9 protein-coding genes are annotated in these 12,686 nt (G+C 72.0%); 7 read left to right on the top strand and 2 right to left on the bottom strand.

The annotated features are described in order from the left end of the window. Positions 1 to 72 precede the first annotated feature (72 nt). Both AC0HI0_RS16785 and AC0HI0_RS16780 read left to right on the top strand, forming a co-directional pair. The gene (locus AC0HI0_RS16785) at positions 73 to 1,113 is read left to right on the top strand and encodes a 5'-methylthioadenosine/S-adenosylhomocysteine nucleosidase family protein (RefSeq protein WP_480933304.1); all 1,041 of its coding nucleotides are present in this window, start codon (positions 73 to 75) and stop codon (positions 1,111 to 1,113) included. Next, positions 1,110 to 3,242: a hypothetical protein gene (locus AC0HI0_RS16780; protein ID WP_480933303.1), complete on the top strand. Its 2,133-nt coding sequence runs from the start codon at positions 1,110 to 1,112 to the stop codon at positions 3,240 to 3,242. The genes AC0HI0_RS16785 and AC0HI0_RS16780 overlap by 4 nt, the downstream gene beginning before the upstream one ends. A 210-nt stretch (positions 3,243 to 3,452) precedes the next feature. On the opposite strand, the gene AC0HI0_RS16775 is transcribed toward AC0HI0_RS16780, so the two are convergent. Further along, positions 3,453 to 4,412, bottom strand: a complete 960-nt coding sequence (locus AC0HI0_RS16775) for a helix-turn-helix domain-containing protein (RefSeq protein ID WP_480933302.1) — start codon at positions 4,410 to 4,412, stop codon at positions 3,453 to 3,455. 103 nt (positions 4,413 to 4,515) lie between these two features. Here AC0HI0_RS16775 and AC0HI0_RS16770 point away from each other — a divergent pair, with 103 nt between their 5' ends. The 5 genes from AC0HI0_RS16770 (at position 4,516) to AC0HI0_RS16750 (ending at position 10,667) form a co-directional block, all read left to right on the top strand. Then, positions 4,516 to 7,254, top strand: a complete 2,739-nt coding sequence (locus AC0HI0_RS16770) for a helix-turn-helix transcriptional regulator (protein ID WP_480933301.1) — start codon at positions 4,516 to 4,518, stop codon at positions 7,252 to 7,254. A gap of 96 nt (positions 7,255 to 7,350) precedes the next feature. Further along, positions 7,351 to 8,178: an alpha/beta fold hydrolase gene (locus tag AC0HI0_RS16765; RefSeq protein WP_480933300.1), complete on the top strand. Its 828-nt coding sequence runs from the start codon at positions 7,351 to 7,353 to the stop codon at positions 8,176 to 8,178. After that, positions 8,178 to 8,975, top strand: a complete 798-nt coding sequence (locus tag AC0HI0_RS16760; RefSeq protein WP_480933299.1) for an alpha/beta hydrolase — start codon at positions 8,178 to 8,180, stop codon at positions 8,973 to 8,975. Before AC0HI0_RS16765 ends, AC0HI0_RS16760 begins: the two co-directional genes overlap by 1 nt. Beyond that, positions 8,972 to 9,748, top strand: coding sequence for an MBL fold metallo-hydrolase (locus AC0HI0_RS16755; RefSeq protein ID WP_480933298.1), 777 nt, complete (start codon positions 8,972 to 8,974; stop codon positions 9,746 to 9,748). Before AC0HI0_RS16760 ends, AC0HI0_RS16755 begins: the two co-directional genes overlap by 4 nt. Positions 9,749 to 10,010: 262 nt before the next feature. Then, the gene (locus AC0HI0_RS16750; protein WP_480933297.1) at positions 10,011 to 10,667 is read left to right on the top strand and encodes a hypothetical protein; all 657 of its coding nucleotides are present in this window, start codon (positions 10,011 to 10,013) and stop codon (positions 10,665 to 10,667) included. Between the two features lie 27 nt (positions 10,668 to 10,694). Here AC0HI0_RS16750 and AC0HI0_RS16745 read toward each other — a convergent pair whose 3' ends face one another. After that, a complete protein-coding gene (locus tag AC0HI0_RS16745) occupies positions 10,695 to 12,605 on the bottom strand; it encodes an NACHT domain-containing protein (protein ID WP_480933296.1) in 1,911 nt (636 codons plus the stop codon). Positions 12,606 to 12,686: the final 81 nt, after the last annotated feature.

Below are 12,686 nucleotides of genomic sequence, written 5' to 3'. Positions count from 1 at the left end.
TATCCGTCATATTGACGTAAACTCGTCCGGTCCACTACGGTCCGGGACGGTATCCGGACGACGGAGCGACACATGATCGTGATGCTCACCGCGCTCGAAGTGGAGTACCGGGCAGTTCGCGCGCACCTCTCGCACATCGAGTCCCACCCGCACGAGGCCGGCACCCGGTTCGAAGTCGGCACCATCGGCGGTCACGAGACCGCCATCGCCCTCACCGGCGTGGGCAACGCCGTTGCCGCCACCCTGACCGAACGCGCCATCGGTACCTTCACCCCGGACGTGGTGCTGTTCGTCGGCGTCGCCGGCGGGCTGCGGAGCTGGCTCGAACTCGGTGAGGTCGTGGTCGCCAGCCGCGTCTACGGCTACCACGGGGGCCGCCAGTCGGCGACGGGCTTCGACGCCCATCCGCGTGCCTGGGAAACTCCGTACCACGTCGAGCAGTTGGCCCGCTCGATCGCCCGGGCCGAGGACTGGTGCCCCAACCCGCCGAGAGTCCACTTCGAGCCGGTCGCGGCCGGTGAAGTGGTGCTCAACTCGAGCGAGTCACCGCTCGCCAAGCAGATCAACCACCACTACAACGACGCCGTCGCGATCGAGATGGAGAGCGCCGGCGTCGCCAATGCCGCACACCTGAACATGGCCACCCCGGCGATGACCGTGCGCGGCATCAGCGACCACGTGGACGACAAGGACGCCACCGACGCGCAGGGCTGGCAGTCCGTTGCTGCCGCCAACGCCGCCGCGTTCGCCGCCGCGCTCGTCGCCGCTCTCCCACAATCCCGCCGCAGCAAGGGAAAGGCCGGCCCAGTGGGCGAACCTGCCAACAACTTCCACAACTACGGCAACGTCGGTACGCAGATCGGGACCAACAGCGGATTCGTGCACTCGGCCCGGGACCCATTGCCACGCGAACGGATCGAGGCGCTCACCGCCGCCGTCGTGCACGCGCACAACACCGGTCAGGTCGACTCCGAGCTGTTCAACGTCGCCATGGTCACGCTCGACGGCATCCGCAACGCCCGTCACCCGGACGACCTGGACCGGCTGCGGGCACTGCTCGGCAACGTGCCCGCCCTGCGCTTGGCACTCGGCAGTCTGGCGGGCGACCAATGACTACCGCCAACCACACCAGCTTCCACAACCGGGGCAACGTCCAGACGCAGGTCGGCGTCAACAGCGGCGTCATCCACCAGTCGATCTACAACAACAACCCAGGCGTACCACCCGGGGTGAAGTTCGAGAACGCGCTGACCTACTTGCGCGGCGGCCAGCCGCGCGTCGCCGAGCAGCTGCTCGAACAGGTGCGGCAGGCGGGGCCAGTGAACACCAGATTCCACTACTATTTCGTGCTCACCATCCTGAGCGACCGGACGCTGAACGAACTGCCGCCCATCGAGTTCAAGAAGATCGTCTCCGCGCTGAGGGACGCACGCGCCCTACCCGGAGTCGTTGACGAGTACAGCCGGGCGCTGCGGGTGATGGAACACCTGATCTCCTACGTCGAGCGGCAGGACCGGGCGGCCGGGCCGAGCAAGGTCGAGCTGTCCGACGTCGCCACGGCGTTCCAAGCGCTGCCCGACACCCGACAGCAGGAGATGGCCCGGCACCTGGACATGATCCTCGACGGCGCGGTCCAGGACGCGCTCGACGCGGCCATCGCCTCGCTCGCGGAACATCACCGCATGGACGAGCGGCGCGAACACCGCGTGTGGCTCTACTTCCAGCCGGAACCCGCGCCGCCGTTGCCCGCCGTACTGGCCAAGACGCCACCGGATTACCGCGCCTGGGCCATGGCCGTGCTCGGTGGCATCGTCGCGTTATGGGGCTTTGGCCTCCTCTTCGACGTCCTCACCGACGCCGGCCCGGCTGCGGCGTGGTTCGTCCCGCTGGCGATGCTCGGCGGTGTGTTCCTGTTCGCCTGGTTCCGCGTCCAGGCCAAGGTGGTCGACGGCAGGCGCGTCGAGCGGGAGACGTGGTTCCAGGGCTGGAACGCGGGTCCGCCGCGCGAAGTGCCCGATTGGAAGGTGCAGGAGATCGCCGCGCGCGTGTACGCCGCGTTCGACGCCCTGCGTCCGCCGACACACGTGGTCCGCCACCACGTCAACCCGGTCTACTACGAGCCGCAGAAGGACTGGGACGTCGACACCGCCGGGATCAGGGTGTCGCTGATCGACTGGTTCGTCCGGCTCTACGGTGCCACGACGACCGAGCCGTCCGGACTCACGTGGTTGATCCAGTGGCACACCAACCGGATCAAGGCGCAGTGGCAGGCGGGCGCGCTGCTCCGCTTCCGCACGGAACTCAAGACCAAGTGGTACGCCAAGGTGTTGCCGCCGGTCGGCCTCGTGCTCGCGGCGATGTTCGGCTTGCGACTGGTCCTCCTGCAACCGGGTGCGGGTGTGCTGTTCGCGATCGGACTCGGCGTCTGCGCCTTCGGTGCGGCCGACGTGCTCGCGGAGTTCCGGCTGCGCGCGGCCCTCCAAGCCGAGTACGACCAGCAGATCCGCGAGGAGGAGCACGCATACCACGACTGGCTCCGCGTGTTGGCCGACCGGCCGTCCGATGACGAGATCGCGTACTGGCTGCGGTTTGACGTGCTGCACCTCAAATGCCGCGCGATGCGCCGGACCCAGCTGTCCAGCAAGGACATCATCTGCCACGTCGAACTCACCGAGGGCGCGCCGGGGGCGCTGCGCGCACGGGATCGGATGGCGCCCGTCCGGTACTCGGAGTACTGGGTGAAGGTCTTCCTCCTGACCGATGGCGGCGTGCATCAGACCGAGTACCAACTGGACTTCTTCACCGGCAACGTGCACGACCCGCACGACATGTCGTTCCGCTACGACGCGCTGGCCTACGCCAAGCTGGACGAGGTTGGCGTGCAGTTCGCCGGCAAGCGCCGGCACATCGTGCGGGTGGTCGACGACGTTCGGGCCGGTGACCAGTTCACCTTCCGGCAGGCGATGGAGCTGTCGCTGGTCAACGGCAGCTTCATCCACGTGCTGGTGGACGACTTCCGCGGCATGACCGACGAGAGCGAGGACGAGGCCAGGCTCCGGGAGATCGCCCAGGATGCCTCCGGTGTGCAGACCGCACTGCACATTCTGCAGGCCGTGGCCCGCGAAGGTCGCGAGTGGATCGCCCGGCAACGGGACCGCCGCAGGCGCAAGTGGGAGGACTTCGCCGATCAGCAGAAGGTGCAGGAGTTGCGAAGCGGTTGGCAGCGGCGGGAGATCACGTGACGGGACCGCGCCCGCCTGGATCGTGGCGGGCGCGGACCAAGCGGCGTTGACGCGCGGGGTCCTCTGCTGGGAGGTTTCGGGTGGATGCAGCCTTCAGCTGAGAGTCGACCCGGTTGAGGTGCGTCCTCTTCGATGTCAGGCTTCCCACAGGCGCAAGCCGAGCGCTGGTCCGGATCGCTCCACAGGGCTGATCGACACTCCTGCGGCTCGTTACTCGTCGCCGCCGGAGATGCGTCGCCAGTCGCGCGGTGTCAGGCCGAACCGGGCACGGAACCGGCGGGCGAAGTGGGTCGGGTCGTGGAATCCCCAGCGGCGGGCGGTCATCGCGATCGTCCGGTGTCGGCCGGTCGGTTGGGCGAGTTCGTCGCGGGCGCCGTCGAGGCGTTCGTCGATGATCCACTGCTCCAGGCTGAACCCGGCCTGCGCGCAGAGCTTGTACAGGTAGCGCACCGAGATGTGGTGCTCGGCGGCGATCGTGGCGGGGCGCAGGTCGGGGTCGGTCAGCCGGGCGCGCACGTGGGCGCGGATCCGGGTGAGCAGCGTCTCGGCGAGGGCGGCGCGGCTGTGCCGGTCGGCTCGGCCGGCGGAGATCAGCAGTGCGCGGGCCAGTTCGACGTTCGCCGCGCTGAGGGCCGCCGCGCCGGGGTCGGTGCCGATCCGGTCGGCGTCGGCCGCCAGGTGGGCGACGTGGTCGGTGACCACCCGGTAGAGCGGGCTGCTCCGCACGTTGGCCACGGCGTGGCGGATGACGTCGACGGGGAGCCCGAGCCGGTCGATCGGGATCTGCACGCAGCCGGCACCGCCGACGCCCGACCACGAGAAGTCGTAGGGCGCGGACAGGTCCACGACCATCAGTTCGCCGGGCGCGACGACCTGCTGTCGGTCGAACTGCTCGTGGCGTCCGGGAGCGAGCCGCTGCACCGAGAGGGCGACGACCGGCATCGTGTCCTGCCTGGCCTGCTTCCCGGTGCGCAGCAGGCGGAGACCGGTGGCGTGGGCCGTGAAGATGTTGCTGCTGCCCAGGTCCCAGAAGCCCAGCCGGACGTGCACGTCCCGGTCGGGGTCCTCGTGGATGACGTGGCAGGGCGCGGAGGCGTGCGCCATCGCCGTGTGCACCGCTTCGAACCGGTCCCGGGTCGGCAGGTCCGCAGTGTCGAGGATGTAGGTCATCGCCTCCGCCTTCGCGCACGCTTCCGACCAGTGTGCACAGTGGGCCGCGCGCAGTGCACGCACAGCCTCGTCCCATGATCTACTCCGTCCCTACCGTTCTCGCGTGGTAACGGTGCTCAAGGGCCGGAACGGCGAGCGTTCGGCACTCGACGAGGTGGTCGGGGCGTTACCCGCCGGCCTCAGCGGCGTGCTGGTGCTGCGCGGCGATGCGGGGATCGGCAAGACCGCCCTGCTCGACTACGTGGCGGGTGCGGCCGGGCTCGCGCGGGTGGTCCGGGTGTCCGGGGTCGAGTCCGAGGCCGGGTTCCCGTTCGCGGGTCTGCACCGGCTGCTGGTCCCGCTGTCCGGTGCGGTGGGGGACCTGCCGCCGGACCGGCGCGGCGCGCTGCGGGTGGCGCTCGGGCTGGACGACGGGCCGCCTCCCGACCGGTTCCTGGTCGGGTTGGCGGCGCTGACGCTGCTGGCGAAGGTCGCCGAGGGCGGGCCGGTGCTGTGCTGCGTGGACGACGCCCAGTGGCTGGACGAGGAGTCGTTGGGGGTGCTGGCCTTCGTCGGACGCCGCCTGCACGCGGAGGGCGTGGGCCTGGTGTTCGCGGCGCGGGGCGTCGTGGACGGGCTCGCCGGGCTGCCCGTCGTGGAGGTGGCGGGCCTGCCCGAGGCCGACGGGGTGGAGCTGCTCCGGTCGGTGGTGACCGGACCGCTGGACGGCGTGGTGGCGGCGCGGATCGTGGCGGCGGCGGCGGGCAACCCGCTCGCGCTGACCGACCTGGGGCGTGAGCTGTCCGCGGACCAGCTCGGCGGCGGGACGTCGCTGCCGGACCCGCTGCCCGTCGGCAGCCGGTTGGAGGAGCACTACCGGCGACGGGTCGCCGGGCTGCCCGGACCGACCAGGGTCTGGCTGCTGCTCGCGGCGGCCGAGCCCGGCGGGGACCTCGCCTACATCGCCGCGGCGGCCACCGGGCTGGGCGTGGACCACGGCGCGAGCGAGCCCGCCGAGGCGGTCCGGCTGCTGTCGGTCGGGACCACCGTCCGGTTCCGCCACCCGCTGGTGCGGTCGGCGGTGTACGGCGGGGCGACCGGTGTGCGGCGGCGGCAGGTGCACGCCGCGCTGGCGGCCGTGACCGACCGCCCGCAGGACGCGGACCGGCGCGCGTGGCACCTGGCCGCCGCGTGCGTCGGCACCGACGACGAGGTGGCCGCCGAGCTGCTGCGCTCGGCGGACCGGGCCGGTGCGCGCGGCGGCTACGCGGCCCGCGTCCGGTTCCTGACCAGGGCGGCCGAGCTGGCTGGCGCGGGGCGGGCGGACCTGCTGCTGGCGGCGGCCGAGGCCGCGGTGACCGCCGGCGCGCCGTTGCAGGCCATGACGTTGCTGGACGGCGTGGCCACCGATCCGGCCGACGACGTCGTGCGGGGCCGGGCGTTGCTGGTGCGGGCGAGCGCGCTGGTGATGCTGGGCGGCGAAGGCGCCTTCGCGCTGGGGGCGACGCTGTGCCTGCGGGCCGCGCTCGCGTTCGACGAGCGGGCGCCGGAGCTGGCCCGAGAGGCGATGCTGGAGACGATCGAGCACACCATCCGCGCCGAGCACCTGCTGCGCGACACCACACCCGCCGAGATCGCCAAGGTCGCCGGGGGTGTCCTGGCGCGCACCGGTACCTCGACCGTCGCCGACTCGCTGGTGCGCGCGTTCGCCGTGCTGGTGGACGAGGGCCACGAACGCGCCGTGCCCCGCATCCGGCAGGCGGTCGAGCAGCTCGTGGACCCGGAGACCCCCGAGGACCAGGTGCTGCGCCGGTACCTGACCGGGGCGTCGCTGTGCCTGCTGCTGTGGGACGCGGACCTGCACCGGGCGGTGGTCCGCCGGGCGGCCGACATCGCCCGCCGGACCGGTGCCCTGCGCCAGCTGGACATCGCCCTGTACTGCGCGGCCATGGTCGAGACCCACCTGGGCGAGCTGGGCGCCGCCGCCGACCTGCTGGTCCAGTGCCACGAGGTCCGGCGCGCCATCGGCGGCACCGACGAGCTGTGGGCGATCTACCGGCACCCCGAGCTGCTGGGCTGGCGCGCCCAGGACGAGGGCCTGCCCGACGTGCTCCACGGGGCGCTGGCGGCCGGCACCTGGCTGGGCTCGGGTTCGGTGGAGTCCATCTCCCGGGCCGGCCTGATGTTCCTGGCGCTGGGGCGCGGCGACTACGCGGGCGCGCGGGCGATCGCCCACCGGATGATCGGGACGGACCCGACCGGGCTGCACTCGCGGGTGCTGCCCGACCTGGTGGAGGCCGCGGTGCGCAGCGGTGACCGGGTCCTCGCCGCGTCCGCGCTGAACACGCTGACCGGCCGGGCGACCGCCGCCGGCACGCCGTGGGCCAGAGGGGTGCTCGCCCGCGCCCAGGCGCTGCTCGCGCCGGTCGGCAGTGCCGAACCGCTCTACCTGCGCGCGATCGAGCTGCTGTCGGCGACCCCGGCCCGTGCCGACCTCGCCCGCGCCCACCTGCTGTACGGGGAGTGGCTGCGTCGGTGCAAACGCCGCCGTGACGCCCGTGAGCACCTGCGCACGGCGTCGGAGCTGTTCGACCGGATAGGTGCCGCGGGGTTCGCCGCGCGGGCCGCCCAGGAGCTGGCCGCGACCGGGGAGACCGCGCGCCGCCGGTCCGCCGGCACGCCGAACGGCCTGACCCCGCAGGAACTCGCGATCGCCACCCTCGCCGCCGGAGGTGCCACGAACACCGAGATCGCCGACCGGCTGTTCATCAGCGCGAGCACCGTCGACTACCACCTGCGGAAGGTCTTCCGGAAGCTCGACGTGACCTCGCGGCGGCGGCTCGCCCAGGCGTTGGGCGACTGAGCGATCCTCATGACTACGCGCTTCGCGGGGTTCGAACGACCACGCCCGCCGAACACGATGGACAAGTCCTGCCGGACAGCCGAGAGGAGCGTTCCCATGCCGCACGTGACGGCCGCCGATGGTGCCCGGATCTTCTACAAGGACTGGGGCGAGGGCCGGCCGGTGGTGCTCAGCCACGGGTGGCCGCTGAACTCCGACAGCTGGGAGGCCCAGCAGCTGTTCCTGGCGGGCAACGGCTTCCGGGCGATCGCCCACGACCGTCGCGGCCACGGCCGGTCCACCCAGACCTGGGCCGGCAACGACATGGACACCTACGCCGACGACCTCGCCACCCTGGTCGACACCCTCGACCTGCACGACGTGACGCTGGTCGGGTTCTCCACCGGCGGGGGAGAGGTGGCCCGCTACGTCGGCCGGCACGGCACCGCCCGGGTCGCGCAGGTGGTGCTGGTGTCCGCCGTGCCGCCGTTCATGCTGCTCACCGAGGACAACCCGGGCGGCGTGCCGGTCGACGTGTTCGACGGCATCCGCGCCGGCTCGCTCGCCGACCGCTCCCAGCTCTACCGGGACCTGGCCGACGGCCCGTTCTTCGGCGACAACCGGCCCGGCGCGGACGTGTCGCAGGGGGTGCGCGACGCGTTCTGGAGGCAGGGCCTGGAAGCCGGGCACCGCAACGCCTACGAGTCCATCGCCGCCTTCTCCGCCACGGACTTCCGCGCGGACCTCGACGCCTTCGACGTGCCGACCTTGGTGATCCACGGCGACGACGACCAGGTCGTGCCGTTCCACGTCGGCGGCGAAGCCTCCGCCGCCCGGATCGGGGACGCCACGCTCACCGTCTACCCCGGGGCGCCGCACGGCATCACCGACACCCACAAGCAGCAGCTCGGCGAAGACCTGCTCACCTTCCTCAGGAGCCTGTGATGACCGCGCCCGACACCATCGTCCTGATCCACGGCTTCTGGGTGACCCCGCGCAGCTGGGAGCACTGGATCACGCACTACGAGAAGAAGGGGTACAAGGTCCTCGCCCCCGCCTACCCCGGGCTGGAGGTCGAGGTCGAGGCCCTGAACGCCGACCCGACGCCCATCGCGGACCTGACCGTCCCGAGGATCATCGAGCACCTGTCGTCGGTGATCGGCGGACTCGACTCGCCGCCGATCCTCATCGGGCACTCGGCCGGCGGCGCGTTCACGCAGCTGCTGCTGGACCGAGGGCTGGGCGCGGTCGGCGTCGCGCTGAACTCGGCGCCGACCGAGGGTGTGCGCGTGGTGCCGCTGTCGCAGCTGAAGTCGACGTTCCCGGTGTTCAAGAACCCGGCCAACCGGCACCGGGCGGTGCCGATCTCCTTCGAGCAGTGGAACTACGCGTTCACCAACACGTTCACCGAGGAGGAGTCCCGCGCGCTCTACGAGCGCTACGCGATCCCGGTCAACGGTGGCATCGTGTGGGGTGGCGTGCTGGCCAACTTCCAGCCGGGCCACCAGGACGTCTGGGTCGACTACTACAACGACGGCCGCGCCCCGCTGCTGTTCGTCTCCGGCGGCGAGGACCACATCATGCCGCCCGCCGTGCAGCAGTCCAACGCCAAGCACTACAAGTCGGACACCGTCACCGAGATCGAGGAGTACCCCGGCTACGCGCACCTGCTGCCGGCCCAGCGGGGCTGGGAGGAGATCGCGGACCACGTGCTCGACTGGGCCCTGCGGCACGCCCGGTGACCGAGGTCCGGATCACCCACGTCGGCGGTCCGACCACGTTGATCGAGTTCGGCGGGTGGCGGCTGCTCACCGATCCGACCTTCGACCCGCCGGGCCGCCGGTACCGGTTCGGCTGGGGCACGTCCTCCCGCAAGCTGACCGGCCCGGCGATCCCGGCCGGCGGACTCGGCGCGGTCGACGCCGTCCTGCTCACCCACGACCACCACGGCGACAACCTCGACGACGCCGGCCGTGCCCTCCTGGCCGAGGCGGAGACCGTGGTGACCACCGTGTCCGGCGCGCGCCGCCTCGGACGCGGTGCCCGTGGGGTGCGCGCCTGGGACACCGTCAGGTTGACCCGACCCGGCCGGCCCGACATCGAGGTCACCGCGACGCCCTGCCGGCACGGGCCGCCGTTCAGCGTGCCGATCGTCGGCGACGTGGTGGGCTTCGCGCTGCGCTGGGAGGGGCAGCGGCACGGCGCGTTCTGGTGCACCGGCGACACCGTGCCGTTCCGGGGAGTCCGGGAGGTCGCCGACCGCTTCCGCGTCGGTACCGCCCTGCTGCACCTCGGCGGGGTCCGGTTCCCGATCACCGGCCCGATCCGCTACTCGATGACCGCGCGCCAGGCGGTCCGGCTGTGCGAGGCGTTCGCCCCGCACACCGCGATCCCGGTGCACTACGAGGGCTGGCAGCACTTCCGGGAACCGCGCGCCGCCATCGAACGGGCGTTCGCCGGTCGGCCGGAACTGCGTTGGGCACCGCTCGGCGAACCCCTGCCCGTCACTGTCTGATCCTGCGGCGCGGAACACTCCTGGCCGCCGTCGTCGTCGGGGCCACCGACGCGGCGGCGGCCGGGGCCGACGATCCCGCCGCCACCGGGCGGCCTCAAGGTCGAGGCCCTCGTCCGCGTCGCCGCGTTCGCCCCCGACCAGGATCACCCCGGTCGGCACGGGATCTCCGAGCGATATCGAATTCGTCGCGGTGTGGAATTCTGCCGGTTTGGCGGGGAAGTGCCCACGTAGGGTGCTCGCCAGACGGGCGATGAGGGGGATCGTGAGAGCTGTCGTAGTGGTGCTTGCCCTACTCGTGTTGTCGGCGTGCACCGGGGTGTCCGGCAGGCCGGTCGCGTCCACGGTCGATCCGGCCGCCGTAGCGGCGAAGCTGGTGTTGGGCGACGAGGTCACCGGACTCAGGGGGCTGGCCAGGGACGGCTCGCCGGTGGTGGGGGTGAAGAAACTGGTGGAGTGCCTGGATCTCCCGTCGGACCGCCAGGCGGTCGCCGGGATCACCGCGAGGTGGACCTGGTCCCACCGCGGCCAGCGGGCCACGATCACCCAGTACGCGGCGGTCTACCAAGGTGTCACGGGCCGGGAGGCAGTGGGGCAGGCGCGTGCCGTGTCCGGGTGTCACCGGGGTTACGACGACTACTGGGTGGCACCGGGTCCGGTGGGGGAGCACTACTTCCGCAGCGACAACCTGGGGTCGACCAAGCCGTTCGTGGACGACCGCTTCGCGTACTACGTGACCAACGTGGTGTCGACGGAGTCCCAGTTCAACAACGCCGACCGGCACACCGTCCACACCGCGATCCTGGCAAAGCAGGACAAGGTCGTCCGGCTCGCGATCGACATCACCGGTCCGGTGGAAGACCTGGACACGCTGGACTCCCGCACCTTCGCCCAAGCCCTCACCGACAAACTCGTCGCCTGAACTTGTTCGGCGAGGGCCGGGCGCGGGCTAGCGCCTGCCGGACGGAGCCGTCGCCGTCGCCTTCACCGGGCGTTCCGACCAGAGTTGAAGCTCGCGGTGCCGGAACTGGTAGGCGTTGCCTGCCACGCGCAACAGGCCCGCATCGCAGGCCCAGTCGAGGAATTGGCCGAAGCGCAGCGGGGTGCCGAACCGCGCCCGACCGATCGCCACCGCCAGCGCGTACCTGATCCACACCTGCCAGAGCATCGCCACGATGGCCGTGGACAGCACGGCTCCGTCCACGAGCGACGTCACGCGGTCGGGGCCGCCGTGGATCACGAACCCGTACAGGACGGCGTTCAGCGCTGCGGGCGGGACGCAGCTGCGCAGGTCGTTGCGGATCACGTCACGGGGGCTCGGCACGTCCCCGTACCCCCACGACGACCCGACCAGGATCCCCGCGGGAATGGTGAACGCGAACCAGCCCACCACCATGGGCAACTCGCCCTCGCCGGTGATGAGGTAGGCGGCCGTCGTGAGGACGGGCAGGGGCGAGAGGAGGAGCGTGAACCTGAGCACCCTGCGCCGCTGCCGCGGGCGCTGCTGGTACCCCAGCAGGAAGGTCCGGGGCGGCACCGCCTCTTCCCGCAGGTTCCGCACCGCCGACAGCAGGCAGAACAACGCCAACGGTCCGTAGAGGCCCAGCAGGCCGCCCGGGGCACGGCCGGGCGGGTCGGCGAGGGCCGTCGACACGGCGGAGCCGGCGGCGACCGCCGTGAGCGCCGCGTGGGCGTGCCGGACCCGACCCGAACCCACCGCCGACCACCACTCGTGGAGGAACAGGTCGACACCCGACCGCCCGTCACGGCCCTGCCGCGCGAGGTGCCCGGCGATCAACCGGAGCGTTCCCGAGACCTGGTCGATCGGGTACCGGCCGGCGCCGCGCAGGCGGGTGGCGGCCGGCACGAACCTGTCCAGCAACACCTCGGTGACCCGGTGCGGCGGCCTGGTCAGCTCGTGCGGGTCGAGTCCGTCCCGGAACGCGGTCACGGCCAGCGTCAGCCGCCACGGCGTCGGCAGCGCGGCGCTCAACGCGGCCATGCGCACCGGGTCGTCGAGCACGCCGACCCAGGCCGCCTCCTCGTCCACGTCGCGCAACTGCGCCCGGAGGTAGGACGAGACCTGCGCCGTGGACAGCGGCTGGATCTCGACCGCGACCGCGTCCAGCAGGGTCTTGGCCAGTCTGGCGTGCGGCTCGTACCGGCACGTCACCAGCAGCGGCGCGCGGCCGGTGCCGGCGAAGTAGTCGTTGAACCGCCGCACGGCCACAGCCGCGCGGACCGGCTCGTCGTCGTCCATCTCGTCGAGGCCGTCGAGCACCGGGAGCACCCGCCGCCTCCGCACCAGGTCGGCGGCGACGGCCGGCCGCAGTCGGAAGCGCTCGACGAGCTGCCGGGCCAGCCACTCGTCGAGCGGCACCCCCGGGTCGTACCCGGCGAGGCCGAACCGGATCGGCACGGGACCGTCGGTCCGTTCCGCCAGCAGCGCGACCAGCAGGTGCAGCGCCAGCACGGTCTTGCCCGCCCCCGGCTCGCCGACCACGACGAGCCGCCCGGCGGGCAGCGCGCGGTAGTAGTCGAGCACCGTGTCCAGCGAGCCCGCCCCGCCACCACCCCGGTACCGGACGAGGTCGCGCTCGAACGTGACGTCGATCCGCACGGTGTCCGGCTGGTCGGTGCCCAGCAGCCGGGCGAGCTGGGCGCGCTCCAGGTCGAGCACCCGGGCAGCCAGCGAGTCCTCCACCGGTGTCTCGTCCGAGCGCAGCGCCAACACCAGCACCACGCCCACCGCGCCGAGGACGCAGGCGACGATGTTCGCCCAGCCCACCACGCGGTTGAACGTCGTGTCGTCGGAGGCGAACACCGCCCGCACCGCCAACCCGACCGACAGGACGAGCAAGCCGGTGGCGACCAGCCACCAACCGAGAGGACCGCGCGGTAAGTGCAAGTTCCTCGCCCCTGTGCCTCAGCCTTGGCGGTG

Source organism: Saccharothrix sp. NBAS 001 (assembly GCF_056640475.1).
Note: the sequence above shows the minus strand (reverse complement) of the source record. Positions and strands in the feature narration are given on the sequence as shown.

Excerpts from the sequence above, each read along its gene's own strand:
- AC0HI0_RS16760 (WP_480933299.1), top strand. The coding sequence starts at position 8,178 with ATGACCGCGCCCGACACCATCGTCCTGATCCACGGCTTCTGGGTGACC.
- AC0HI0_RS16775 (WP_480933302.1), bottom strand. The coding sequence starts at position 4,412 with ATGACCTACATCCTCGACACTGCGGACCTGCCGACCCGGGACCGGTTC.
- AC0HI0_RS16780 (WP_480933303.1), top strand. The coding sequence starts at position 1,110 with ATGACTACCGCCAACCACACCAGCTTCCACAACCGGGGCAACGTCCAG.
- AC0HI0_RS16765 (WP_480933300.1), top strand. The coding sequence starts at position 7,351 with ATGCCGCACGTGACGGCCGCCGATGGTGCCCGGATCTTCTACAAGGAC.
- AC0HI0_RS16785 (WP_480933304.1), top strand. The coding sequence starts at position 73 with ATGATCGTGATGCTCACCGCGCTCGAAGTGGAGTACCGGGCAGTTCGC.